This window comes from Paraburkholderia nemoris (genome assembly GCF_905221015.1).
In the GTDB taxonomy this organism is placed as follows: Bacteria; Pseudomonadota; Gammaproteobacteria; order Burkholderiales; family Burkholderiaceae; genus Paraburkholderia; species Paraburkholderia nemoris.
This window is the reverse complement of the sequence record NZ_CAJNBO010000004.1, coordinates 195764-220317: the sequence shown is the minus strand read 5'-3', so window position 1 is coordinate 220317 and position 24554 is coordinate 195764. Positions and strand designations below refer to the sequence as shown.

At 61.9% G+C, this 24554-nt stretch carries 22 protein-coding genes; 12 read left to right on the top strand and 10 right to left on the bottom strand.

All coding sequences use genetic code 11. The features are described 5' to 3' along the window. Positions 1-219: 219 nt before the first annotated feature. From KHO33_RS07855 to KHO33_RS07845, 3 genes are all read right to left on the bottom strand, one after another. Positions 220-1620, bottom strand: coding sequence for a sigma-54-dependent transcriptional regulator (locus KHO33_RS07855; protein WP_200564384.1), 1401 nt, complete (start codon positions 1618-1620; stop codon positions 220-222). A 317-nt stretch (positions 1621-1937) separates the two neighbouring features. After that, positions 1938-2207: a hypothetical protein gene (locus KHO33_RS07850; protein ID WP_054035148.1), complete on the bottom strand. Its 270-nt coding sequence runs from the start codon at positions 2205-2207 to the stop codon at positions 1938-1940. Positions 2208-2255: 48 nt separating this feature from the next. Further along, a complete protein-coding gene (locus tag KHO33_RS07845) occupies positions 2256-2573 on the bottom strand; it encodes a DUF883 family protein (protein WP_054035149.1) in 318 nt (105 codons plus the stop codon). A gap of 372 nt (positions 2574-2945) precedes the next feature. On the opposite strand from KHO33_RS07845, the gene KHO33_RS07840 reads away from it, so the two are divergent. From KHO33_RS07840 to KHO33_RS07830, 3 genes are all read left to right on the top strand, one after another. Next, on the top strand, positions 2946-4007 hold the full coding sequence (locus KHO33_RS07840) for a sigma-54 interaction domain-containing protein (RefSeq protein WP_054035054.1): 1062 nt from the start codon (positions 2946-2948) through the stop codon (positions 4005-4007). A gap of 389 nt (positions 4008-4396) precedes the next feature. Then, positions 4397-4993 (top strand): hypothetical protein, encoded by a 597-nt coding sequence (locus KHO33_RS07835; protein ID WP_200564383.1) that lies wholly within the window; start codon positions 4397-4399, stop codon positions 4991-4993. A gap of 128 nt (positions 4994-5121) precedes the next feature. Continuing rightward, positions 5122-5610 (top strand): hypothetical protein, encoded by a 489-nt coding sequence (locus tag KHO33_RS07830; RefSeq protein WP_200564478.1) that lies wholly within the window; start codon positions 5122-5124, stop codon positions 5608-5610. Positions 5611-5672: 62 nt separating this feature from the next. Here KHO33_RS07830 and KHO33_RS07825 read toward each other — a convergent pair whose 3' ends face one another. Both KHO33_RS07825 and KHO33_RS07820 read right to left on the bottom strand, forming a co-directional pair. Continuing rightward, positions 5673-7019, bottom strand: coding sequence for an ABC transporter ATP-binding protein (locus tag KHO33_RS07825; protein WP_093643836.1), 1347 nt, complete (start codon positions 7017-7019; stop codon positions 5673-5675). A gap of 20 nt (positions 7020-7039) precedes the next feature. Next, positions 7040-8791 carry an ABC transporter permease gene (locus KHO33_RS07820; RefSeq protein ID WP_054035055.1) on the bottom strand — a complete coding sequence of 584 codons (1752 nt, stop codon included), beginning with the start codon at positions 8789-8791 and terminating at the stop codon, positions 7040-7042. Positions 8792-9511: 720 nt separating this feature from the next. Here KHO33_RS07820 and KHO33_RS07815 point away from each other — a divergent pair. Continuing rightward, entirely contained in the window at positions 9512-11203 is a 1692-nt protein-coding gene (locus KHO33_RS07815; protein ID WP_200564382.1) for a sensor domain-containing diguanylate cyclase, read from the top strand. Between the two features lie 194 nt (positions 11204-11397). Continuing rightward, positions 11398-11664, top strand: a complete 267-nt coding sequence (locus tag KHO33_RS07810) for a hypothetical protein (protein WP_054035057.1) — start codon at positions 11398-11400, stop codon at positions 11662-11664. Between the two features lie 92 nt (positions 11665-11756). Here KHO33_RS07810 and KHO33_RS07805 read toward each other — a convergent pair whose 3' ends face one another. Both KHO33_RS07805 and KHO33_RS07800 read right to left on the bottom strand, forming a co-directional pair. After that, the gene (locus KHO33_RS07805) at positions 11757-13076 is read right to left on the bottom strand and encodes an ATP-binding protein (protein WP_200564381.1); all 1320 of its coding nucleotides are present in this window, start codon (positions 13074-13076) and stop codon (positions 11757-11759) included. Continuing rightward, entirely contained in the window at positions 13060-13785 is a 726-nt protein-coding gene (locus tag KHO33_RS07800; RefSeq protein ID WP_054035058.1) for a response regulator, read from the bottom strand. The genes KHO33_RS07805 and KHO33_RS07800 overlap by 17 nt, the downstream gene beginning before the upstream one ends. A gap of 219 nt (positions 13786-14004) precedes the next feature. Between KHO33_RS07800 and KHO33_RS07795 the strand changes: the two genes are divergently transcribed. After that, positions 14005-14535, top strand: coding sequence for a periplasmic heavy metal sensor (locus tag KHO33_RS07795; RefSeq protein WP_054035059.1), 531 nt, complete (start codon positions 14005-14007; stop codon positions 14533-14535). A 217-nt stretch (positions 14536-14752) separates the two neighbouring features. Here KHO33_RS07795 and KHO33_RS07790 read toward each other — a convergent pair whose 3' ends face one another. Then, complete coding sequence (locus KHO33_RS07790; RefSeq protein WP_200564380.1) at positions 14753-15463, bottom strand: pirin family protein; 711 nt, start codon at positions 15461-15463, stop codon at positions 14753-14755. Positions 15464-15832: 369 nt separating this feature from the next. On the opposite strand from KHO33_RS07790, the gene KHO33_RS07785 reads away from it, so the two are divergent. From KHO33_RS07785 to KHO33_RS07765, 5 genes are all read left to right on the top strand, one after another. Then, positions 15833-16609: an ABC transporter substrate-binding protein gene (locus KHO33_RS07785; RefSeq protein ID WP_200564379.1), complete on the top strand. Its 777-nt coding sequence runs from the start codon at positions 15833-15835 to the stop codon at positions 16607-16609. Between the two features lie 280 nt (positions 16610-16889). Continuing rightward, positions 16890-17579 (top strand): ABC transporter permease, encoded by a 690-nt coding sequence (locus KHO33_RS07780; protein WP_093643848.1) that lies wholly within the window; start codon positions 16890-16892, stop codon positions 17577-17579. Further along, positions 17576-18289, top strand: a complete 714-nt coding sequence (locus KHO33_RS07775; protein WP_054035061.1) for an ABC transporter permease — start codon at positions 17576-17578, stop codon at positions 18287-18289. The genes KHO33_RS07780 and KHO33_RS07775 overlap by 4 nt, the downstream gene beginning before the upstream one ends. A gap of 48 nt (positions 18290-18337) precedes the next feature. Beyond that, on the top strand, positions 18338-19117 hold the full coding sequence (locus tag KHO33_RS07770) for an ABC transporter ATP-binding protein (protein ID WP_054035062.1): 780 nt from the start codon (positions 18338-18340) through the stop codon (positions 19115-19117). Positions 19118-19709: 592 nt separating this feature from the next. Then, positions 19710-20831, top strand: coding sequence for a porin (locus KHO33_RS07765; RefSeq protein ID WP_054035152.1), 1122 nt, complete (start codon positions 19710-19712; stop codon positions 20829-20831). A 239-nt stretch (positions 20832-21070) separates the two neighbouring features. Here the strand turns inward: KHO33_RS07765 and glnK are convergent, their stop codons facing one another. Together glnK and KHO33_RS07755 are read right to left on the bottom strand one after the other, a co-directional pair. Continuing rightward, complete coding sequence (gene glnK / locus KHO33_RS07760) at positions 21071-21409, bottom strand: P-II family nitrogen regulator (RefSeq protein WP_006048444.1); 339 nt, start codon at positions 21407-21409, stop codon at positions 21071-21073. A 138-nt stretch (positions 21410-21547) separates the two neighbouring features. After that, on the bottom strand, positions 21548-23248 hold the full coding sequence (locus KHO33_RS07755; protein ID WP_200564378.1) for an NAD+ synthase: 1701 nt from the start codon (positions 23246-23248) through the stop codon (positions 21548-21550). Between the two features lie 133 nt (positions 23249-23381). On the opposite strand from KHO33_RS07755, the gene KHO33_RS07750 reads away from it, so the two are divergent. Beyond that, positions 23382-24551 carry a GNAT family N-acetyltransferase gene (locus KHO33_RS07750; protein ID WP_200564477.1) on the top strand — a complete coding sequence of 390 codons (1170 nt, stop codon included), beginning with the start codon at positions 23382-23384 and terminating at the stop codon, positions 24549-24551. The last annotated feature ends 3 nt before the right edge of the window (positions 24552-24554 follow it).

Sequence of the window (24554 nt, the reverse complement as noted above, 5' to 3'; positions counted from 1 at the left end):
CACTACCCGCAGAAAACCACGGTGCCCACTTAGCATTAGCGGTTTGAGCCGCTTTCTTTGCTTATCTTTCTTTGCGGCGGCAAAGAAAGTAAGTGCCGCCCCGCACAGGGGCAACACTAATAGACCACTAACAAAACAAGGAAAGGCACCAAAGCCAGAACAAGGAAAGGCCAAATCCCTAAGAGCAAGGACAAAAAAAGCGCCGAGCAGGCAAAAACCTCAAGCGCCAGCGCCCCCAACAACTCGAGACTCATCCCCAACCTCCCCCTCATCCCTCGCATCATTCCCATACTCAACAAGCCGGTTATAAAGCGTCTTCAAGCTAATCCCAAGAATCTCAGCAGCCCGAGTCTTCACACCGCCGCATTGCTCGAGGGTAGCGAGAATCAACTGCCGATCAGCCTCAGCAAGCGAAGTCCCGAAAGGAATCGTAATCGCCGTCCCGGCCGCAGGCTTCGACAACGTAATCTGCAACGGCACCGTAGCCGTACTATCCGAATCAGTCCCCGACATAATGTGCGCCCGCTGCACATAGTTCTTCAACTCACGCACATTGCCCGGCCACGGATACGACATCAACATATCCTTCACAGCAGCCGGAAAATGCTTCTTCGTGCTGTGCCGCTCGTTGAGCTCATCAAGAAACGCCTGCGCGAGCAAATCAACATCCTTACCCCGGTCCCGCAACGGCGGCAGACTAATCGGAAACACATTCAGCCGATGGTACAAATCGAGGCGCAACTTACCTTCCACCACCGCCTGCTCAGGATCCCGATTAGTAGCCGCAATCAGCCGCACGTCCGTTTCGATTTCCTTAGTCGTACCAACCCGCATGAACATCCCGGTTTCCAGCACGCGCAGCAACTTCACCTGCAACTCGATGGGCATTTCGGTGATTTCATCGAGGAACAGCGTGCCGCCGTTCGCGCGTTCGAAATAGCCTTTGTGCTGACGATCCGCACCGGTAAACGAACCTCGCTCGTGACCAAACATTTCCGATTCGATCAGGTTCGGCGAGATCGCACCGCAGTTCACTGCGAGAAACGCATGCTTACGGCGCAAGCTGAGCTGATGCAGCGTCTGCGCGGCGACTTCCTTACCGGTGCCTGACTCGCCCACCAGCATGACCGAGGCCGCCGTCGGCGCAACGCGGCCGATCTGGTCGTAAACCTCCTGCATAGCCGGCGAGTTGCCGAGCATCAAACCGAAGCGGCCCATGCGGCGCAACTCGCCGCGCAGCGTGCCGATTTCCGCCTTCAGGTCGCCGGCGCGCGGCAAGCGCGACAGGATCGCCTTCACGCGCTGCATGTTGATCGGCTTCACAAGGTAGTCGGTGGCGCCCATCTTCAGCGCATTGACCGCCGACTCCACCGTGGCGTGGCCGGTAATCACGATCACCTCAACACCAGAGCGCGGATCGAGATCTTCGAACAGATCGACTCCGCTGCCGTCTGGCAGCTTCAGGTCGGTAAAGACGACGTCCGGCATCTGCCGGACCAGTTGAATGCGCGCTTCGCGCAAGTCGCCCGCAGTGGCGGTAGTCAAACCGTCTTCCCCGATGATGGCGGAAAGCGCCTCGCGGGTACCGGCATCGTCATCGACAATCAGTACGTGTGGCATCGCGTCTCGAAAGCCCGAAAGCGTGAATGGGGGACATGCAAAACCGCATGCTGAAAAGTCGGCCGGCAGCTTGCCGATGCACCGGCGGGCGTGCACGGATGTGAGCACACGCTAACATCTCGCAATCGCACCGCCGAATCTCTGACTTGGTTCAATATCGCAACAATCAATAGGAAAAACACCTAGGGAAGTGCGGCATTGTTGTCTATAAACCTATTATACGGCTTTATCGAGACAAGTTTGTAATGTACGCCGGGTGCCGCTTGCGGAGGCTGCACGCTGACGCGGCCGCGTCCGCAAGGTCCTGTCTTTGCCCCTCAACTGCGCGGAAACGGCCACGCGCCGTCTTTACCATTTGGATGCGCTGAGCCATTTGCGCCATGCGCGGTATCCGGCGTGGACGGGCCGGTACTTGCCACCGTCACGCTGCCGGACGGCGTCGCCACCGTGCCGCCCTCGCCTTCCCAGCGGCTCAGTTCGCGCGTCGCCTGAGCCTGCGCTGCACGGTTCCGCTGCATATGGCGCACAGCCAGATACCCACCGAGGGCCACCAGCGCGCCGAAGATACCAATTTTGGGTCGTCCCATCGTGAACTCCTTGTTATCGTCAAGCAGATCGGCGTCGGGCACTGCGCATTAGCGCGTGCTGAGAACGCCAAGCAGGAAGCCGGCGCCCGCGGCAAAGCCGATCGAGCGCCACGGGTTGCGCCGCACATAGCGTTCAGTATTGATGGCCGCGGCCCGGTAGCGCTGCTGCGCGGTCTGCTGCGCATCGCCGAGCGCCGATTGCAGCGTTTCGACATGCGCGCCTAGCCGCTCGCGCAGCGCATCGACGCCTTCGCCCGGCACGTTGGCGGCAAGCCGCAGCATCTCTTCCGAGTCCGTCAGCAGCACCCTCAGATCATCGACGATCTTCTGCTTGCCGAGTGCAAGCTGTTGCGTGGTGTCAGTCATCATTCACTCCTATGTCTGAATTCGGCGTTTGCGTCTTTTGCCGGCGCGTCGCGCACAATCGGAGCGCCGCATCCGTCGCCGGCGCGCTTCGAACAGCTTCGAACAGAATCGCTCAAAAGCACACGCATGTCGGTTGCACTGCGCAAACGCCGTGCCCGGTAAATTTGCCGTTCCCATTAGGTACCGGCATGGGCTCAGGCACTTTCGACCGGACCTGCGCCCACCTATTTCGCCGACCGTCACATGGATTGCCGGAAGCGGCGTCAAAGTGGTTAAATCGAATTTCTGTGAGATAGTGGCCGCACGGGTCCGTCTTGCCCAAGGCCTGCGCGCCGCAACACCGAACCCCAATTTGCACAGGACTTCCCGTTTATGGCGTCAATCGAGCTGGACTCGCCCACCGTTTCCGCCGGCGGCAATGCTTCGGCACAGGCGAAGCAGCGCGTCGCGGACGGCATCGCGGGACTGAAGTCGTACGGGCTGTTATATGGCTCGTCGCCGGTGATGCTCGATCTGTACGAACAGATCGAACGCGTCGCCAGCACCGACGCGACCGCGCTGATCATCGGCGAATCCGGCACGGGCAAGGAACTGATCGCCCGCACGATTCACGATCAAAGCAGCCGCAAGAACGCACCGTTCGTCGCCGTGAACTGCGGCGCGATTCCGGACGAACTCATCGAAGCCGAATTGTTCGGCCACGAAAAAGGCAGCTTCACCGGCGCGGTCCAGGCCCGCGTCGGCTACTTCGAACATGCGAACGGCGGCACGCTATTTCTCGACGAAATCACCGAAATGGCGCCGGTGCGCCAGGTCAAACTCTTGCGCGCGCTTGAGACCGGCACGTTTTTTCGGGTCGGTGGCAACGAACTGATTAGTAGCGACGTGCGCGTAATCGCGGCGACAAATCGTGACCCTGCGGTAGCGGTAAAGGAAAACGGTCTGCGTGAAGACCTGATGTACCGGCTCGCGGTTTTCCCGTTGCGCGCGCCGCCGTTGCGCGAACGTGAAAACGATCGCGAACTGCTCGCGCAACACTTCCTCGCCTTGCTGAATCAGCAGGAAAGCGCGAGCAAGAGCTTCAGCAAACGGTCGATCGAAACACTGCGAACCTGGTCGTGGCCGGGCAACGTGCGCGAGTTGAAGAACGCGGTGTATCGCGCGTTCATTCTCGCGGAGAAGACGGTCGAGTTGCCGCATCCACACCTCGCATCGCGCGTGAAAAAGCCCGTGACGCAGGGCGATGCGATGAGCGTGTGGATCGGAACGCCACTCGCCGATGCGCAAAAGCAGATCATTCTCGGCACGCTCAAGTATTGCGGCGGCGACAAACGGCGCGCGGCCAAAGCGCTCGGCGTGAGTCTGAAAACGCTGTACAACCGTCTGAGCGCATACGGCGGTGACGAAGGTTCGGACGAAGAATCCGAGCAATAAGCCGTGCCAGGTGCTCACGCGGTTCGTTCGCGTGAGCCGGTGTTTTCTCTGTGCTCGCCGTCGTCTTTTGCACGCTCCTTGTGCACTTGCTTTGCATTCCCGCTCTGCTGAAACGGCCCTTTTTGCGGGCCTTTAATCTCACAATTAATCCCTTCGCACCACCAATCAAATCGACCGTTTCTCACCAGAAACCGATCTGACTCGCACCATCTTTTGCAATTGCTTGCACTTTCCCACTGCCAATTACAAATGGCATCCTGCAAAATGCGGCAGCGTACCGCGCAACGATATGGAAGACGTGCCTTTCGCTCACGCACCGTAGACACACGCGAAACACCTGTGTGAACAGTGCTTGAGCGAAAGGCACTTGCAGGAGCAGAGACAGGGAAATGCAAAAAAGTATGGTGTGGGTCGAATGGGCGAAACAGTCCGCCAACGCGTCCAGCGCAGCAAAACGCGGACGTCCGAATACAACGGCGCTCGTCGCATTAGCCGTGGCGATCACGTCGGCGTTGAGCGGTTGTAGTTCAATCTACTCGGAAGGCGCCACCGCCGGCGCCGGTATCGCGGGCGCAGCGCTCGCGGCCAAAGTCACCAGCAACGCGGCAGTCGCCACCGGCATCGGCCTCGGCGCAGTGGCCGCGGCCCGCGCCGGCGTGCAGTACTCGGAACGCGTGGTCCACAAGAATACTCAGGACGGCATCGCCAAAATCGCCGGACCGCTCGACGTCGGCGCAATCGCACCGTGGAGCGTGACCCACTCGGTGCCGATCGAAGACGACGAACACGGCCGCGTCACCGTCAGCCGCACGATCAGCGCCGGCGCGCTGGACTGCAAGGAAATCGTCTTCTCGGTCGATCAGACCGCCACCAAGAATGTGCCGGCGAGCAGCGCTTTCTACGTCGCGTCGATCTGCCGTGACGGCGACAACTGGAAATGGGCGTCGGCCGAACCCGCTACCGAACGCTGGGGTGCGCTGCAATGAAGGCGCTGACGCTTTCACGTCCCTTGAGTGAACACGCGCCGTCAGAGCAGCGGCTCGTCGATGGTGCTTATACCGCGCCGGCTCCACGCACGCCCACGGCGGCACTCTCCGGCAACCGGCTGCGGCTCATGCTGGCTGGTGCGCTCTGCGTCGGCGCCAGCCTGCTGACGAGCGGCTGCTCGTCGGTCGGCGCGGCGAGCGGTGCCGCGGCCGGCGTCGCGTCAGGCCTCGTGACCTCCAACCCGGCAGTCGGCATCGGCGTCGGTATCGCCGTGCAGGCCGCGACCGATGAAGCCGTCGGCCGCTACATGCGCACCATGCACACCGATCAGCAGAACATGATCGCCGCGCTGGCGGGCGCCATGCCGGTCGGCGAGACGCGTCCCTGGGCGGTCAAGCACACGCTGCCGATCGAGAACGGCCACGGCCAGGTGCGCGTGACGCGTGCATTCAGCTCGGCGCTCGCGCTGTGCAAGGATTTCGTGTTCTCGGTTCAGGACGGCGACGGCCCGAACGCGCACGAAGACTGGTACACGGCGAGCGCGTGCCGGCAGGACAAGGGCTGGAAGTGGGCGTCGGCGGAGCCGGCTGTCGAGCGCTGGGGCGCTCTGCAATAAAAAAAGCGGCAGGGTCTCCCCTGCCGTTTTTGCCTGAAGCGTCTTAATCGACTCAACCGGATTTAAGACTCCACGTCTTCCAGACTGAAAATTTCCGTCTGGTCGTTGTACGAGAAGATCTCGCCATAACGGCCCCAGTTGATCACTGCGTCGAGCGTCTCTTCCGCGGCGCTGTCCGACAGAAAATCCTCCAGTTCCTGCTCGAAACGCACGCGCGGCGCGCGGTGCCCCGGCCGTTCGTTCAACACCTTCTTGATCCGCGCGGCGAGCGGCACGTGGCGCAGCAGATGTTCCGCGAACATCATCTTGCGCTCCTGGGTGCCGAATTCAGAGAACACGCGCGCCGGCGGCGTCAGGAAAATATCCCCTTCGCGAATGTCGGCAAAGCCCAGATGCTGCAGCACTTCGGCGACCGGGAACAGATCGTCCACCTCCAGATGTAGCGAGCGGGCGATTTCCGGCATGTCGGCACGGCCGTGGTACGGTGCGGCGGCCAGCGTTTCGATCAGACCGGCCATCAGGTTGGTCGACACGTGCGGCAGCCAGCTATGCAGCTCGAGGCCCTTCTTGGTCTTTTCATCCGTCTGCCGCGCGGTCATCTTCGCGTAGATGTCGTCGACCAGCCGGCGGAATGCCGGGTCCAGACGGTTACGCGGATGCTTGAACGGCACCTTGATCTCGGCGATCACACGGCCAGGATTCGACGACAGCACCAGAATCCGGTCGCACATGAACACCGCTTCCTCGATGTTGTGCGTGACGATCAGCACGGCCTTAATCGGCATGCGGCCTTGCGTCCACAGGTCGAGCAGGTCGGTACGCAGCGTTTCGGCGGTCAGCACGTCGAGCGCGGAGAACGGCTCGTCCATCAGCAGCAGCGTGGGGTCGACCACCAGCGCGCGCGCAAAGCCGACGCGCTGACGCATACCACCAGACAACTCGCGCGGATACGCGTTTTCGAAACCGTCGAGACCGATCAGGTCGATCGCCGCCAGCGCGCGCGTACGGCGATCACTCGCGCCGACGCCTTGTGCTTCGAGTCCCGCTTCCACGTTTTGCAGCACGGTCAGCCACGGGAACAGCGCGAAGGTCTGGAACACCATCGCTACGCCCTTGGCCGGGCCGTCGAGCGGCTTGCCCATATACGTGACTTCGCCGTCGGTCGGCTCGATCAGACCGGCGATGATGCGCAACAGCGTCGACTTGCCCGAGCCCGAGCGGCCCAGCAACCCGACGATCTCCCCTTCGCGCAACGACAGATTCGCGTCGTCGAGGACGAGCAGCTCGCCCTGCGACTTGTTGAACCCGCGGCACACGTCCTTGACGCGCAAGATCTCCTCACCGAGGCGCGGCGGCATCGGCGGGGTCTGGATCGGCGCGGCGGTCATAGCAGCTTTAGGATTTTGCATCGCGTTTTAGCCTTTAATTCTCAATCTAGCCGGAGCTTCGCTTCGGCGTAGGCGAACATCGGACGCCACAGCAGGCGGTTGAACAGGGTCACGAACAGGGACATCACGGCGATGCCCACGATGATCTTCGGATAGTCGCCTGCTGCGGTGGTCTGCGCGATATATGCGCCCAAGCCATGCGCGGCAACCTTGGTGTCGCCCCACTGGACGAATTCAGCAACGATACTGGCGTTCCACGCACCGCCCGACGCGGTGATCGCGCCAGTCACGTAATAGGGGAAAATGCCCGGCAGCATCGCCTGACGCCACCATTGCCAGCCGCGAATGTGGAAGTTCTTGGCCGCTTCCCGATAGTCGTTCGGATACGAACTCGCACCGGCAATCACGTTGAACAGGATATACCACTGCGTGCCGAGCACGATCAGCGGCGACAGCCAGATGTCCGGGTTCAGATGAAAGCGCACGATGGCGATCACAAACACCGGGAACAGCAGATTCGCCGGGAACGCGGCGAGGAACTGCGCAACCGGCTGCACCTTCTCGGCTAGCGCCGGCCGCAGGCCGATCAGCACACCGATCGGCACCCAGATCACCGAAGCGATCGCGATCAGCACCACCACCCGCAGCAGCGTGATGAGCCCGAGTACGAGCACGTGCCAGACTTCGTCGAGCGACACGCCGGTTCGCACGTACGCGATCACGCGGTACACCACAAAGACCGTGGCGATCAGCACCACAGCCGCCCAGACAATATCGCCGATGCGCGAAGTCTTCTCGCGCTGCGGAATCTGGAAACGCGGGCCGCCAAACGCCGGCAACGTGAAGTTGACGCGCGCGGCCCTGGCGAACATCCAGCCGAGCGGCACCAGCAGACGGTGAATCAGATGGGTGCGGCGGATCAGGTCGAGCAGCCACGATTCCGGCGCATTGCCCGAGCTGGTGGTTTCCATGCGGAATTTATCGGCCCACGCGACGAGCGGGCGGAACATGAACTGGTCGTACGCAAGAATCACGACCGTCATGGCAAGGATCACCCAGCCAATTGCGTGCAGATTCTTGTCGGAAATCGCCTGCGCGAGATAGGCGCCGATCCCTGGCAGCGTGATCGTATTGTTGCCGACCGTGATGGCTTCGGAAGCGACCACGAAAAACCAGCCGCCCGACATCGACATCATCATGTTCCAGATGAGGCCCGGCATCGAGAACGGCACTTCGAGTTTCCAGAAGCGCTGCCATGAAGTCAGATGAAAGCCGCGCGACACTTCGTCCAGATCGCGCGGCACCGTGCGCAGCGACTGGTAGAAGCTGAATGTCATGTTCCACGCCTGGCTCGTGAAGATCGCGAAGATCGCCGCCAGCTCGGCGCCGAGCACGCGGCCGGGGAACAGCGCGAGGAAGAACGTGACCGTAAACGAAATGTAGCCAAGCACCGGCACCGACTGCAGGATGTCGAGAATCGGCACCAGCACCATGCCGGCGCGACGGCTCTTGGCAGCCAGCGTGCCGTACACCAGCGTGAAGATCAGCGAGGCGACCATTGCCGCCAGCATGCGCAGCGTGGTGCGCATGGCGTACTCGGGCAGATTCGACGGGTCGAGCGAGATCGCCTGAGTCTTGAGCGTCGACATTGGCGCCAGGGTCTCGTGAAAGCCGATCGCCGCCATCGCAATGATGCAGATGATCAGCGGAAAGGCGACGAAGTCCCAACGATTAGGCAACACCCGCCATGCCGAGGCATTGGCGGTGCGCTTCAGATTGAAGCTGAAATCCATCAGACGCTCTCCCTATTCATACAGGTATTCAAACGCACGCAGGGGGCCGCGGCTTTGGCGCGGCAGTCTGTAGATCGGTCCAGACAGCGGAAATCAGGCATGGCAAAACGCATGTGCGCGGTAAATCGTTAGCGTTGGAGACACGTGGACCGGAGGCGGACGCGTCCGTGGGCAAGCCGCCCGGGACCGCAACCGTCAAGCCAGGCCCCTGTCGCCGCAGGCGCCGCCCGAAGGCTGGCGGGCTTTCCTTGTTTTGGACGGCACGACACTACACCATCCTATGTTTCAGGCACAACCTTTCACGGCAAATAGCAATAAATAGCGTCGAACACCCCGGCAACCGCCTCCGGCCGGCACCGCTAAAGCATGTAGCGCGAACCATCTACCGTCGGCCCGCCACTTTCCCGGCAATCGCGATCACTGCGCGGATCGGGTTTCAAACACCTGTAAAACCCGCGTAGCCATTCAGAAAGCTCATGCGCTGCCGTTAAGAACCTGATGGACAAAGCGGATGTACTTCGCATTCCCGCAATAACGGTGGCGTCAGGCCCCATGACGGTTAAAATCAACAGACGGCACGCCTCTTTGCGGTTATGCCGGTCTAGAACGCGGCCCACACCGAGGGCGTATCGCCAGCCGCTTCCACAGGGGCGACACAGCGCCGGGGCGCTGCCACGAATGAGCTAGTTGCATGTCACAGCCAGACGAATCAGAGGGTCGATGAACAGGACAACCTTGCGCCAGGCAACCGGACCGATCAGCTTCGCGCTGATCGTGCTCGTTTGCTGGTTCGTGGCCGGCATGGTCGCGGACCGGATGGTACAGCAAGAGCTGGACGCGGCTTTGCGCACGCAACGCCAGATGTCCACGTCGATCGTCGACAACATGGCGGAGGTGATCGCCAGCGACCTCGCCATGTCGCGGGCCATTCCCGCAACCATGGCCGAAATGGACGTGGTCCAGCAAGCGCTGGTGCAATCCCAGAATTATGCCGCGAACGGCGAAGCGGCGGAACCCGCCCTGCGCGACGCGTTGTTAAAAGACCCGCAGATGCGCACTGTGAGCAATTTCCTGCACGACGCGCAAGGCTTCTCCGGGCTCGACCAGATCTGGCTCGTCAACACCAACGGCATCTGCGTCGCTTCGAGCAACTCCGTCAATCGACCGCTTGCAGCGGAGCACAGCTTCGTCGGCGCGGATATGCGCATGCGCAGCTACCTGACGAATGCCTTGCTCGGCGCGTTTTCGGAAGCTTATGGCGTCGGCCGCCAGAGCGGCGAGCCGGGCATCTTCATCGCGGCGCCGGTGTACGCCGACGGTATGCTCGTGGGGGTCGTGGTGGCCAAGGTAGGGATCGCGCGGCTGCGCCACTGGGTCGCGCATGCCGGCACCTTCGTCGCCGATGAAAACGGCGTCATCATCATGGCGCACAACAGCACACTCGAAGGTCACGCGCTGCCGAATTCGCGCGTCACGAAGATGAGCGCCACCGAGCGCCTGACCGTCTATCGCCGCGAAATCCTCCCCGACATCCAGATTCAGGTCGACACGCGGGTGCGCGAACAGGCGCCCTGGGTGCCCGCAGGAGTCGCTGAACAGTTGTTCGGCATGAGCGAGCAGCCGGCGCCATCGCTGTACCAGGCACGCAACGGCCTGAACTCGGGGCTCTCGGCGCATCTGGTCGATCCGCTCGCGGCCTGGCCCGAACTGCTGCGCAATCACAAGCGCGACCATCTGCTGGTGTTTCTGACGCTGGCCGGCACCGTCGCGCTCGCGTGGGTCATCACCGTGTCGTACGTGCGCGAGCGGCGCCACCATCGCGCCACGCGCGACCTTGCAGAACAATTGCAGTCGGCCAACACGCTGCTCTCGGCTGAGGCCCGTCACGATGCGCTGACCGGTGCGCTGTCGCGGCGCTACTTCCTCGACCTGCTGCGCCACGAGATCGAACGCGCGCATGCAGGCAATGAGCCGCTGTGCATGGCGATCGCCGACCTCGACCACTTCAAGCAGATCAACGACCGCTTCGGCCACGCCGCCGGCGACCGCGCGCTCGAACATTTCGTCGATACCTGCCGGGCCGAACTGCGCGGCACAGATGCGATCGGCCGGCTTGGTGGAGAAGAGTTCGGCTTGCTGCTGCCGGCCACGGATCTGGCCGGCGGCCGTGAAGTCGTCGAGCGCTTGCGTCTGCGTCTGAAGGCGATTCCTTCGCCGAAGTTGCCGTCCTCAGTGGGCTTGAGCGTGAGCATCGGCATCACCGAACTCTCGTCCGACGATCTGCCCGAGCGCATCATGAGCCGCGCCGACACGGCGCTTTACGCAGCAAAGTCGGGTGGCCGCGACCGCACCGAAGCCCTTCCGCCCGACGACACCGCGCCGCCCGCGCGGACCGTGGTCAACGCCTGGTGACGCCTGGCGACGCCTGCTAGCGCCAGGCAATGCGCCGGTCGTCTCCGAATTCAATTCGCTCGTCGTGCCGTCCGCGCGCCGATGCGTGCGGCCACTGATGCAAAGCAAGTCCCGGCCTCGGGCATCCCGTAGCGAAGCAGGTATCATCAACCCTGACATTGAGGTTGCCGCTACCGCTCTAACGGGAGATTCGCATGAAGGGAAATTTGGTCATCGTCTGTCGCGATCAGGATGCTGACGCATTCGACCATCTGCTGGCCGAATATGGCGCGTTCCAGACGCGCTTGTCCTCGACCGCGTGGTATCTGAAGCTGGAGGTCGCACCTGAACTGATTCAGGAAGAGATACTCACGCGTCTCGGCAAGTACACCACGCACTACATCTTCGAAGCCGAAACGGTAACGTGGAATACGGTGGATGGCGACGCGGCCAATGCGTTGAACACGCTGTTTTCTGACTAGCGCAAAGTTTGCCGGACGCGTATTCCAGACAGCGCATCCGGCATTGCGACATATATATATAGCGGGGCAAGCGCATGCCGCCCTTGCCCCGCTCAACCCCAGGCGCTTTCCGATGCCGCCACGACACGCGGCACCACGTCGAAGGGAAAGCTCATCAAGACTCGCAAGCCGCGGCCGTCGTGGTTGCCGATCTCCCACTCCCCGCCTGCACGCCGCACCAGACGCTCGACGATCGCAAGCCCCAGCCCGCTATGACCATTGCCGCCACGTGCCGGGTCGAGCCGGACGAACGGTCGGCTGGCGTTGATCAGGTCCTGCGCAGCGATACCGCTGCCGTTATCGCTCACCGAAAGCGTGAAGCCTTGCGCCGTGCGCGCCGTGGCGACGACAATCGGCGGTGCGCCATAGGCATGGGCGTTGTCCAGCAAGTTCGACAGGATCCGGTCGAGCGTCGCCGCCGGCAACAGGAAACCCGGCCCTGCGTTGAGTTCGGTCCGCACCGTGGCCGTACCGGCAGCGACCGCACGATAGCTGCGGACCACGCGCTCGCACTGCCCGTCCACTTCGACCGCTTCGCTGCGATCGGCGCCGTCGTGTGCGAACACCAGAAACTGTTCGACGATATGCGTCATCGAATCGACGTCGCGCACAACGCCGTCACGCATCTTCACTTCTTCCATCATTTCGGCGCGCAGCCGCAAGCGTGCCAGCGGCGTTTTCAGATCGTGTGCAACGCCGGCCAGCATGACGGCCCGGTCGTTTTCGGTGCGAGCCACTTCCTGAACCATCTGGTTGAAGCCGTGCGTCAACTGCCGCAACTCGCGCGGACCGCGTTCAGGCACCGGCGGCACCGGCAGGCCGCGGCCAAAGCGCGCCACCGCCTGGGCAAGCGAGCGCAATGGCTGCTGCAGCGCCCAGGCGGCAAAGAGCGCCGCCATCACCGCGAACGAAAAGATAATCGCGAGCCATAGCACCGTGCGATCGAGCGAACGCGGCGTGCGCAAGGGCTGCACCGGCACGACGATCCAACTTCGATCCGTGGTGGCGCGCACCCATAGCGTGGGCGGACGGCCTGGCTGGCCGATCCGCACCAGCGTACCGGTGGGCATGCGATCGCGCACGTCCTCGACGAACCGTTCGAGCGGCGGCGGCAGATCCGTGCTATCCGGCGGCACGTCGGCGCTCGCCGGATCGACCAGCCTGACGCGCGACGGCAAGGGCTGGTCCGGCGTACGCGCGACGTGCTGGCGCACCGCGTCGACGAGGAAGGTGGCTTCCTCGACTGCGTAGCGCGTTTGCAACTGGCTGCGCTCGAGCCGCATCAGCGCGTACCACGCGAAATGCGACAGCAGCAGCACCGCAATAACTAGCAGCGCGAGGCGCCCGAACAGCGAATCAATGGGCCGGCGCATGCTGTTCGCCATCCGGCACGAACACGTAGCCGCGTCCGCGCACCGTTTGAATAAAGCGCGGCGTGGACGGGTCGGTTTCGAGAATGCGACGCAAACGCCACACCTGTACGTCGATGCCGCGGTCGGTGCCGTCGTATTCCGGGCCATGCAGCAGTTCGAGCAGGCGCTCGCGTGTGAGCGTGCGCATGGGGTGATTGACGAAAATCTTCAGTAGCGCGAATTCGCTGCCCGACAGCGTGAGCGGCTTGTCTTCGAGATGCAGCGTGCGCGACTGGAAATCCAGCGTGAAGCGGCCGAAGTTGAACGGCTCGCGCTGCTCCGGCGCCGCCGCCGACGGCAGCGTGCGACGCCGCCGCAGCACCGCCTGCACGCGCGCCAACAGCTCGCGCGGATTGAACGGCTTGCCGAGATAGTCGTCCGCGCCGAGCTCCAGCCCGACGATGCGATCCACGTCGTCAGCACGTGCGGTCAGCATGATCACCGGGATGTCGTCGCCCGACGCGCGCAGCTTGCGCAGCGCGGTCAGCCCGTCTACGCCCGGCATCATCAGATCGAGCACGATCAGATCCGGACGCTCGCGCTCGAGCCTGCGCTCGAGCGTGCCCGCGTCGTGCAGCACCGAAACTTCGATGCCCTGACGGGCCAGATAGTCGCGCAGCAGATCGCGCAATTCGACGTCGTCGTCGACAACCAGTATTTGAGTAGCCATGGGATGAAGTTTAACGCGCAGCAGGAAGGGTTTTCGATTTCAGACGGCCCGCAAGGGTTACCGGGTGTTACGGTGAAAGCCGTACGTAATGACCCGTAACAGCCGCATCAAGCCACGTAACACAGCGCCGGGCACAGTTCTCTACGCTGTGACTTACCGAATGCAGGCCGTCCACATTACCGGTTGCATCGTCGGCTATTCCATTACAGGGAGTCTTACATGTCCACCAAAAAAATGTCGCGCGTTCTCGCCGTTGCCGCCACTGCCCTCGCCATCGGCGCGGGCGCTGCCTATGCCGCCCAACCTGCCGATCATGGCGGCCCCGGCGGCTGGCATGGCCACTTCATGAAGGAACTGACGCAACTGCATGACCAGTTGAAGTTGAACGCGGATCAGGAAAAGCAATGGCAGGCCGCGCTCGACACCATGAAACAGAACCATGAGGCCATGCGTGCCAACCATGAACAGATCAAGAACCAGATGAAGGCCGCACAGCAACAGCCGATTCTGGATCTGAACGCCATGGCTGCCGCGCATCAGCAGGTCGAGCAGAAAGACGCACAACTGCGTCAGCAAACCTCGGACGCGTGGCTCAAGTTCTATAACGGCCTGAACGACCAGCAGAAGACCACCGTCAGCACGGCGCTGAAGCAGCGTTTTGCGAAGATGGAAGCGCGTCACGAAAAGATGCGCGACCGCTGGGAACACCATAATAAGGGTGCAGCGTCGGCGCCGGCTGCGAATCAGTAAGCGGGTCGACGCAGGTGGAAGACGGCTCGCGCGGCCGTCGTCCGAATGCAAAAACGCCACGGAAAAACTTCCGTGGCGTTTTTGTTTGTGTGCGGCGCACGCTTCAAGGGGCGGGATTCGTTGCGCTTGCAACCAGCCCCCTCAACCATCAGTCATCAGGCAATGAATGAACGTCCGGTGATCGGCGCCTACCGCACCTGGTCGCGCCTATTCGCACTTACCCGTTGAGCTGCCCCAGATCGAACAGCAGTACTTCCGCGTTGTCGCCCTTTTCGAGCGTCACCGTATCGGTTTCGCTGAGCTTGGCGGCGTCGCCGGCCTGCAGCGCCTGGCCATTCACGGTCAGCGCGCCCCGCGCCACGTGCACATACGCCAGCCGGCCTTTCGGCAACGCAAACGTGGCCTGTTCCGCGCCATCGATCAGCGCCGCGTAAATCGATGCATCCGCGTGAATCGTCACCGAGCCGTCGCGGCCGTCGGGCGAGGCGACCACGCGCAGACGCCCGCGCTTGTCGGCATCGTCGAAGCGCTTTTCCTCGTAGCCGGGCTGGTCGCCCGCGCGTTGCGGGATCACCCAGATCTGCAAGAGGTGCGCCGGCTCGTCCTGCGATGCATTGAACTCGCTGTGCTGCACGCCCGTGCCGGCGCTCATGCGCTGCACGTCGCCGGGACGGATGGTCGAGCCGTTGCCCATGCTGTCGCGGTGCGCGAGCGCGCCCTCGAGCACATACGTGACGATTTCCATGTCCCGATGGCCGTGCGTGCCGAAGCCCTGGCCGCCGGCGATACGGTCTTCGTTGATCACCCGCAGCGGTCCGAAATGCACGTGTTGCGGGTCGCGGTAGTCGGCAAACGAAAAGCTGTGATACGAGTCGAGCCAGCCGTGATTGGCGTGGCCACGTTCGTCGGAACGGCGAATCTCGATCATGGGGGATCTCCCGGTGAGTAATTAGCGATGCCCAGAATGTATGGGCGCAAAGCGCACTAAACAATCGGCAACGACGCACTGGATCGTTCCATAAATCCGTGCAATCGCGCGCCAGCACCGTCGCGCATGCACAACGCATGCACCCGCCCACCGGCCACCGGCGGCGTCCCGCACTGGCGCGCTGCCCCTGATCGGGTAAAATACCGCCCTTTTCAAGACGCGTGGGCGCCGAAGGCGCGCCGGACGGGCCCGAAGCCACACTCGCACGCGGCGCGACAATTTTGACCGCCTAGAATAGCGACGGCCGGCCACGAGCCGGCGGTCGTCGAGATCGGCACACCACGACGATCAGTTTGATCCAGGAGAAACATGAAGAAGGCCGCACTGTGCGTGGCGCTTGCCGTCATGGCCACCGGCGCCATGGCGAAAGAGTGGAAAACCGTGCGCATCGGGGTGGACGCCAGCTACCCGCCGTTCGAATCGAAGGCGGCCAGCGGCCAGGTCGTCGGCTTCGACGTCGATTTGACCAAAGCGCTGTGCGCAAGAATGAACGTCAAGTGCGTATGGGTCGAGCAGGACCTGGACGGGATCATCCCGGCACTGAAGGGCAAGAAGTTCGACGCGATCGTGTCATCGCTGACCGTCACGGACAAGCGCCGCGACCAGATCGATTTCTCCGACACGCTGTTCGACGCGCCGGCCCGCATGATTGCCAAAGCCGGCTCGCCGCTGCTGCCCACGGCTGAATCGCTGAAGGGCAAGCATGTCGGCGTCGAGCAGGGCTCGACTCAGGAAGCCTACGCCAAGGCGTACTGGGAGCCGAAAGGCGTGACCGTGGTGTCCTACCAGAATCAGGATCAGGTGTACGCCGATGTCGCTTCGGGGCGTCTCGACGCCGCGTTGCAGGACGAATTGCAAGCCGACGCCGGGTTCCTGAAGACGCCGCGCGGCAAAGGCTTCGCCTGGGCCGGCCCGGAAGTGAAAGACCCAAAGACGATCGGCGAAGGCACGGCCATCGGCCTGCGCAAGGATGACGTCGCGCTAAAAGCGATGTTCAACCAGGCGTTGGCGCAAGTGCATCAGGACGGTACGTTCAGGAAACTGGAAAAGCAGTACTTCGACGTCGATATCTATCCTGGTCGTTGAGTTGCTCATTGACTCGGGGCTCGCCCGCATGGGCTTTCCCGAGGCTTCGTAATACAGTCGCTGATAGCTTTAAAAAGCAGTTTCAGAAGCAGCTTCAACCCCGATTCACAACAAGAATCGAAAAGCGCGCTGCAAGACCGGCAACGGCCATGCAGTCATGATTTGCACAGCGGTGCGCTGTGCGCCGCAGGAAACGGCGAGCCCAGGCTCGCGGCAAACGCGGCGCAGAGCTGGCCGCGTCTTTCGCGGTGCGTCACAAGCGCATCGTCAAGGACCCCATATGTTCCTTCAAGGCTACGGCCCGCTGCTTCTTAACGGCACCTGGCAAACCGTCAAACTGGCGGTGTTGTCGCTGGCGTTCGCTTTCGTACTGGGCCTGCTCGGCGCGGCGGCGAAGCTGTCGAAAAACCGCTTCTCCTATGGTGCCGGCACCGTCTACACGACGCTCGTGCGCGGCGTGCCCGACCTGGTGCTGATGCTGCTGCTGTTCTACAGCATCCAGATCTGGCTGAATAACCTGACCGACCTGCTCGGCTGGGACCAGATCGACATCGACCCATTCGTGGCCGGCGTCGCGGTGCTGGGCTTCATCTACGGCGCGTACTTCACCGAGACTTTCCGCGGCGCGTTCCTCGCGGTGCCGCGCGGCCAGCTCGAAGCGGGCTCAGCCTACGGCATGACCGGCTGGCAGGTGTTCACGCGGATCATGTTCCCGCAGATGATGCGCTTCGCGCTGCCCGGCATCGGCAACAACTGGCAGGTGATGGTGAAAGCCACGGCGCTGGTGTCGATCATCGGTCTCGCCGATGTCGTCAAGGCCTCGCAGGATGCGGGCAAGGGCACGCTGCGGTTCTTCTTCTTCACCCTGTTCGCAGGGGCGATCTATCTCGTCATCACCACAGTGTCCAACTTCGTGCTGATGTACCTCGAAAAGCGTTACTCGACCGGCGTGCGAAAGGCGGATCTATGATCGAGATCATTCAGGAATACTGGCGCAACTATCTGTATACCGACGGCTACCGCCTCACCGGCGTCGTGATCACGTTGTGGCTGCTGGTGGTGTCGATCGGACTCGGCTTCTGCCTGTCGATTCCGCTCTCGGTCGCGCGCGTGTCGAAGAAGAAATGGCTCGCCGGTCTGGTCTGGCTGTATACGTATGTGTTCCGCGGCACACCGCTCTACGTGCAACTGCTGCTCTGCTACACCGGCCTGTACAGCCTCGAAATCATTCGCAACCACGAACTGACCAACGCGTTCTTCCGCGACGGCATGCATTGCACGCTGCTCGCGTTCACGTTGAACACCTGCGCGTACACCACCGAGATTTTCGCGGGCGCGATCAAGGCCACGCCGTATGGCGAGATCGAAGCGGCGCGCGCGTATGGCATGTCGTCGTTCACGCTGTACCGGCGAGTGATTCTGCCGTCGGCGCTGCGCCGCGCGTTGCCGTACTACAGCAATGAAGTGATCCTGATGCTGCACGCCACCACCGTCGCGTTCACCGCGACCGTGCCGGACATTCTCAAGATCGCCCGTGACGTGAACTCGGCCACGTACCAGTCGTTCAACGCGTTCGGTATCGCCGCCCTGCTCTATCTGTTGATTTCTTTTGCGCTCGTGTGGCTGTTCCGCCGCGCCGAGCGCCGCTGGCTCGCTTACCTGCGGCCGCAAGGCAAGTAAACAAGAAGGGCGCACGCCCCCAAGCAAGTAAGCCCGCCAAGGATCCCGATGAACACCAAGAAGCAAAAGCTCTTCGTCGACGAGCTTCACAAACAGTACGGCGACAACGAAGTCCTCAAGGGCGTGTCGCTGAAGGCCAACGCCGGCGACGTGATCAGCGTGATCGGCTCATCCGGTTCAGGCAAGAGCACGATGCTCCGCTGCATCAACTTCCTCGAGCAGCCGAACTCCGGACGCATCTTCGTCGACGGCGAAGAAGTCCGCACGCAGATCGGCAAGAACGGCGCTTTGCGCGTGTCCGATCCGAAGCAGTTGCAGCGCGTGCGCACCAGGTTGTCGATGGTGTTCCAGCACTTCAATCTGTGGGCGCATATGAACGTGCTCGAGAACATCATCGAGGCGCCGGTCAACGTGCTGGGTCTGAAGCGCAAGGAAGCCGAAGAGCGCGCGCGTGAGTATCTGGAGAAAGTGGGCCTCGCACCCCGTCTCGAGAAACAGTACCCGTCGCATCTGTCGGGCGGTCAGCAACAACGCGTCGCGATCGCGCGCGCGCTGGCCATGCACCCTGACGTGATGCTGTTCGACGAACCGACTTCGGCGCTCGATCCCGAGCTGGTCGGTGAAGTGCTCAAGGTCATGCAGACGCTCGCCGAAGAAGGCCGCACGATGATCGTTGTCACTCACGAAATGGCGTTCGCGCGCAACGTGTCGAATCACGTGATGTTCCTGCATCAAGGCCGGGTCGAAGAAGAAGGCCATCCGGACGAAGTCTTCAAGAACACGAAGAGCGAACGGCTCAAGCAGTTCCTCTCCGGCAGCCTCAAATAAGACTGTCGTACAACCCGCTATTTGGGCTGTAGTCAAAGTAGCATTACAAGGCGCTTACGAGCGCCTTTTTTACTTCGCTCACCTGTGCATTCCGGCCATTCTGGCCTCCAAAATGGGCACGAAGCTGCCCCGAACCACCCTCTTTCCGCCTTACTCTGCCGCATTTGAAGCGTCAATAGTGGCAATCCTTAACGCGGTCCGTCCCAATCCGTGATTCCCTTACGGCGTAAGGGTTTCCCGCCTTTTTGGGGATACCGCAACGATTCCTTGCACACATTCGTATTGCAATTTGGAGACACCGGCCCAAGCCGGTACTAATTTCTTCTCCCACTCCAGGGTATTTTTGATAAATTAGTAACCAAAGTAGCAAAACAAAGTTCATTAAAAGTAGTTTCACTTCAAAGCAACAGAGGAGAACCGGTCGGCGAGGGATCGGCATGGCGCGAAGAATAGCCCGCTGAGGCTATCCGTCACGACAGGAGACCCAATCCACCCGCTAATCTCCCTGGTACCGATTTCTGTTCGGCGCGCTTGCGTCCGAACACCATTCGCAGTACTGGGTTTCACTTTTTGACAGGGTATGGAGGAGAAGATGAAGAAAGCTTTGCTCGCCGCTGCGTTGATGACAGCCGGTGTAGTTGCGCACGCCCAAAGCAGCGTAACGCTGTACGGCCGCCTTGACGCCGGCCTGGAGTACATCAGCGGCCTTCCGAACAACAGCTATACCGGTTCCACGTCGCGCTTCCGTGCGGAAAGCGGTGACTGGGGTACGAGCTTGTGGGGCATGAAGGGCGTCGAAGACATCGGCGGCGGCAACAAGGTCCTGTTCCAGTTGGAAGGTTCGTTCAACACCATGAACGGTCAGGGTCCTGGCGGCGGCGGTCTCTTCAATCGCTGGGCAACGGTCGGTATGTCGAACGACGCATACGGTACGCTGACGATGGGCCGCATGCTCTTCATCTCGAACGGCGTGTGGGACTTCGACCCGCTCGGTCAGTCGAACTGGTCCTCGGCATCGCTGGTGCGTGGCCGCAACTGGCCGCAATCGAGCAACAACATTGCGTATCAGTCGCCGAAGTTCTACGGCTTTGACGTGTATGGTCAGTACGCACTGTCGAACGCGACGAACTGGAACGGTAACGGCACGACGCCGCAAGGCCGCGATGCCGGTCTGCAACTCACGTACACCTCGTCGCTGTTCCAGGTGCGCGGCTTGTACGACGAAATCCGCAACAGCGCGAACGGTCAGTTCACCGACCCGTTCAACTTCTCGCGTGAGTACACGGGCGCAGTCAACGTGTTCCTCGGTCAGTTCAAGATCCAGGGCGCGTTCCAGGCGATCCGTACGTCGTCCGCGGCCAGCGCAGCAGGCGCAGCACCGACCTCGCTCGATCACGAATGGGGTGGCGTGACGTGGCAAGCCACGCCGGCTGCCGCACTGATCGCAGCGGTTTATCACGTGAACGCGAACAAGGGCGCGGGTAACGCAACGATCTACACGATCGGCGGTTCGTACAACCTGTCCAAGCGCACGCTGCTGGACATCCAGGTTGCAACGGTGCGTAACAGCAAGACGGCTAACTTCGGCCTCGATGCCAACACCGCAGGCGTTGGCGGTACGGGCAACTCGGCTACCGGAGGCACGTACGACGAGAACCCGCTGCCGGGTCATAGCCAGACCGGCGTGTACGCAGGTATTCAACACTCGTTCTAATCGAACAGTGTGCCCCGAGGGGATTTCCTTCGGGGCGTAGTAACCAGTTCTCCAAGAGAATCTTTTTCACGCTGCTGCGAGAGGCGCGTATCGGTGCGATGTCCGAAAGGGTATCGCACCGTTTTTTATTTGCACGCACGGTTTTGCCACTGCCCCGGCGCACCTGATCGGTGCGTGCGTGCCGCGGATGTCAATACCGGCGCTTTAACTCTGCGTTTCAACAGTGCGAGTCGAACCGCTCAAACCGCCGCTTCGTTCTCCTCACCCGTGCGAATCCGGATCACACGCTCCACGTCCGCGACGAAGATCTTGCCGTCGCCGATCTTGCCGGTACGCGCCGCGCCGATGATCGCGTCGATCACCTGATCGCACTGGTTGTCCGCGACCACCACTTCGATCTTCACTTTCGGCAGAAAGTCGACCACATACTCTGCACCACGATAGAGCTCGGTGTGGCCTTTTTGCCGACCGAAGCCTTTGACTTCCGTCACGGTCAACCCCGTGAGGCCGACTTCAGCAAGCGCCTCGCGCACTTCGTCGAGTTTGAACGGTTTGATGACTGCAGTGATGCGCTTCATGGCGGACCTCATCTCGTGATTGGAAGGTTGAAAGGGAAATGGATGATTTTTATTCTACGCCGCGCCGGATGCGTTGCGGCAATCCGGCGCGTGCTTCTGGTCTGCTATGGGGTAAGTCCGCAGTCGTTCGCCTAACGCTCACTCCACCGGCTCGGTATAGCGCGACGTAATCGGATAACGCCAGTCGCGGCCGAAAGCGCGATGCGTAACGCGAATGCCGATCGGCGCCTGACGGCGTTTGTATTCGTTGATCTTGATGAGGCGCGTGACGCGCTTCACGTCGTCGACCGCGTAGCCCGCCGCGATGATTTCGGCAAGCGAGCGGTCCTCTTCCATGTACATGCGCATGATCGCGTCGAGCACTTCGTACGGCGGCAAGCTGTCCTGATCAGTCTGGTTGTCGCGCAGCTCAGCCGACGGCGCGCGTGTCAGAATCCGCTCGGGAATCACATCCTGCTTGCTGAACGTGGTGGCCTGATTGCGGTAGTGACACAGCTTGTAGACCAGCGTCTTGGCGATGTCCTTGATCACCGCGAAGCCGCCGGCCATGTCGCCGTACAACGTGCAGTAACCCACTGCCATCTCGCTCTTGTTGCCAGTGGTCAGCACGATCGAGCCGAACTTGTTCGACAACGCCATCAGCAAGGTGCCGCGAATGCGCGCCTGAATGTTTTCTTCGGTGGCGTCTTCGGCGCGGCCGGCGAATTCCTCGGCGAGCGAGCCGCGGAACGCGTCGAACATCGGTGCAATCGCGATTTCGTCGTAACGCACGCCGACGCGGCGTGCCATCTCGGCAGCGTCGGTGGTTGAAATGTCGGCGGTGTAGCGCGACGGCATCATTACCGCCCGCACACGGTCGGCGCCTAGTGCGTCGCACGCGACGGCCAGCACCAGCGCCGAATCCACCCCGCCCGACAGGCCGATCAGCGCGCCGGGAAAGCCGTTCTTGTTGATGTAGTCGCGCACGCCCATTACGAGCGCGGCATACACCTGCGCTTCGAGCGAGAGCTCCGGTGCGATCGCCGTGGGCACCGGCTTGCCGCCGTCGAACTCGACAATCGCGTTGCCTTCCTCGAACTGCGCCATCTTCGCGACCAGCTCGCCCTTTTCATCGAGTACGAACGAGCCGCCGTCGAACACCAGTTCGTCCTGCGCGCCGACCATGTTCACGTAGACCATGGGCAAGCCGGTCTCGCGAATCCGCGCGCGCAGAATGTCGAAGCGCACCGCTTCCTTGTTCAGGTGATACGGCGAGCCGTTCGGAATCAGCAGCACTTGTGCGCCCGCTGCCTTCGCCATTTGCGCGGCCGACGCATGCCACGCGTCCTCGCAAATCACCACGCCGTACTTCACGCCGTCCAGTTCGAACACGAACGGTTTCGGGTCGGAAGCGAAGTAGCGCTTCTCGTCGAACACCTCGGTATTGGGCAAATCCTGCTTGCGATAGGTGCCGACCACTTCTCCATCGACGATCAGCGACGCCGCGTTGAAGGTATCGATTGGGGGCACGCCGCGCTCGATCGGCGCGTTTGCATTACCATGGCCGTGCGCCGCGCTGTGCGTCAAGTCACGCAGCGGATGGCCGACGATCACATGCAAGCCGGCGAAGGGCTTCAGTTGCGTGGCCAGATCGGCCAGCGCCGCCGCGCTCGCGGTGTAGAACGCGGGACGCAGCAGCAGATCTTCGGGCGGATAGCCGGATAGCGCGAGTTCAGGCGCAATCAGCAGCTTCGCACCATCGTTGTGCGCGGCGCGCGCGGCATCGACAATCTTCGCGACATTGCCGGCGAAGTCGCCGACGGTGACATTGATTTGAGCAAGAGCGATTCGGGTCTTCATGGCAGGATCGACAGGCAAGCCAGACGGCTTGCGAGTACCGTGGCTGGTTAGCTCGACGGCAACGGACAAATCGGATAAACGAACGACGCACCGCTACATGCTGCGCGTCGCTCATTGGGAACAGTCACACAGATTGAACCAGGAACGCTTTGATTATCGCACGGGCATTCTGGCGTCGCCCTCCGAGGTGGACGCCGCGGAATGGAATGCCCTCCTCGCCCAGCAAGCGCAGCCCACGCCGTTTCTGCGGCACGAGTTCTTGAGCGCACTGCACGCGACCCGTTGCGCGGTCGCCGATACCGGCTGGGCGCCGCAATTCGTCACGCTCACCGACCCGCGCACGGACAAGCTCGCGGCCGCCGCGCCCGTGTATCTGAAGGGGCACTCGTACGGCGAATATGTCTTCGACTGGGCGTGGGCCGACGCGTACAAGCGCAACGGTCTGCAGTATTACCCGAAGCTGCTGTGCGCCGTGCCGTTCACGCCAGTGCAGGGCAACCGGCTGTTATCGGCGGATACGCATGCGCTCAGGCATCTGGCCGCGACGCTGATGGCGTTCGCCGAGCAGGCCGACGTATCGTCGCTGCACGTGCTGTTTCCGACCGAAACGGAAGGCGCTGCGCTGACCGACATGGGCATGATGCAGCGCGAAGGCGTGCAGTTTCACTGGCTAAACGACGGTTATCGCGACTTCGACGACTTCCTCTCCACGCTCGAACAGAAGAAGCGCAAGAACATCCGCGCGGAGCGTCGCAAGGTTCAGGAGGCCGGCGTGACGATGCGCCGGATTCGCGGCGAAGATATCCAGGACGCCGACTGGCGATTCTTCAGCAAGTGTTATCGGCAAACCTACCGCGAGCATTTTTCGAGTCCGTATCTGAACCTCGATTTCTTCCGGATGATCGGCGCGTCGATGCCGGAAAATCTGCTGCTGGTGATCGCCGAATACGAAGGCAAGCCGATCGCCAGCTCGCTCGTGGTCTATCAGCGCGACGCGAAAACCGGCGGCACGCTCTATGGCCGTTACTGGGGTGCGTTGGAACACGTGCCCTGCCTGCACTTCGAAACGGCGTACTACCAGCCGCTCGAATTCTGTATCGAAGAAAAGCTAGGTGCGTTCGAAGGCGGCGCCCAGGGCGAGCATAAAATGGCGCGTGGTTTTTTGCCGACCGTGACGCGCTCGACGCATTGGCTCGCGCATCCGGCCTTCGCCGACGCGGTCGGTCACTTCCTCGACAACGAAAAGAACAGCATCCACGCGTATGTGGACGAGCTGCGCGAACACAATCCGTTCAAAGGCTGAAGC

Coding starts and splice junctions, on each gene's coding strand:
- KHO33_RS07800 (WP_054035058.1), bottom strand. CDS start 13,785: ATGGCTACTCAAATACTGGTTGTCGACGACGACGTCGAATTGCGCGAT.
- KHO33_RS07855 (WP_200564384.1), bottom strand. CDS start 1,620: ATGCCACACGTACTGATTGTCGATGACGATGCCGGTACCCGCGAGGCG.
- KHO33_RS07835 (WP_200564383.1), top strand. CDS start 4,397: ATGCAAAAAAGTATGGTGTGGGTCGAATGGGCGAAACAGTCCGCCAAC.
- KHO33_RS07805 (WP_200564381.1), bottom strand. CDS start 13,076: ATGCGCCGGCCCATTGATTCGCTGTTCGGGCGCCTCGCGCTGCTAGTT.
- KHO33_RS07815 (WP_200564382.1), top strand. CDS start 9,512: ATGAACAGGACAACCTTGCGCCAGGCAACCGGACCGATCAGCTTCGCG.
- KHO33_RS07790 (WP_200564380.1), bottom strand. CDS start 15,463: ATGATCGAGATTCGCCGTTCCGACGAACGTGGCCACGCCAATCACGGC.
- KHO33_RS07825 (WP_093643836.1), bottom strand. CDS start 7,019: ATGCAAAATCCTAAAGCTGCTATGACCGCCGCGCCGATCCAGACCCCG.
- KHO33_RS07770 (WP_054035062.1), top strand. CDS start 18,338: ATGAACACCAAGAAGCAAAAGCTCTTCGTCGACGAGCTTCACAAACAG.
- KHO33_RS07795 (WP_054035059.1), top strand. CDS start 14,005: ATGTCCACCAAAAAAATGTCGCGCGTTCTCGCCGTTGCCGCCACTGCC.
- KHO33_RS07765 (WP_054035152.1), top strand. CDS start 19,710: ATGAAGAAAGCTTTGCTCGCCGCTGCGTTGATGACAGCCGGTGTAGTT.
- KHO33_RS07810 (WP_054035057.1), top strand. CDS start 11,398: ATGAAGGGAAATTTGGTCATCGTCTGTCGCGATCAGGATGCTGACGCA.
- KHO33_RS07830 (WP_200564478.1), top strand. CDS start 5,122: ATGCTGGCTGGTGCGCTCTGCGTCGGCGCCAGCCTGCTGACGAGCGGC.
- KHO33_RS07850 (WP_054035148.1), bottom strand. CDS start 2,207: ATGGGACGACCCAAAATTGGTATCTTCGGCGCGCTGGTGGCCCTCGGT.
- KHO33_RS07775 (WP_054035061.1), top strand. CDS start 17,576: ATGATCGAGATCATTCAGGAATACTGGCGCAACTATCTGTATACCGAC.
- glnK (WP_006048444.1), bottom strand. CDS start 21,409: ATGAAGCGCATCACTGCAGTCATCAAACCGTTCAAACTCGACGAAGTG.
- KHO33_RS07845 (WP_054035149.1), bottom strand. CDS start 2,573: ATGACTGACACCACGCAACAGCTTGCACTCGGCAAGCAGAAGATCGTC.
- KHO33_RS07755 (WP_200564378.1), bottom strand. CDS start 23,248: ATGAAGACCCGAATCGCTCTTGCTCAAATCAATGTCACCGTCGGCGAC.
- KHO33_RS07840 (WP_054035054.1), top strand. CDS start 2,946: ATGGCGTCAATCGAGCTGGACTCGCCCACCGTTTCCGCCGGCGGCAAT.
- KHO33_RS07780 (WP_093643848.1), top strand. CDS start 16,890: ATGTTCCTTCAAGGCTACGGCCCGCTGCTTCTTAACGGCACCTGGCAA.
- KHO33_RS07820 (WP_054035055.1), bottom strand. CDS start 8,791: ATGGATTTCAGCTTCAATCTGAAGCGCACCGCCAATGCCTCGGCATGG.
- KHO33_RS07785 (WP_200564379.1), top strand. CDS start 15,833: ATGAAGAAGGCCGCACTGTGCGTGGCGCTTGCCGTCATGGCCACCGGC.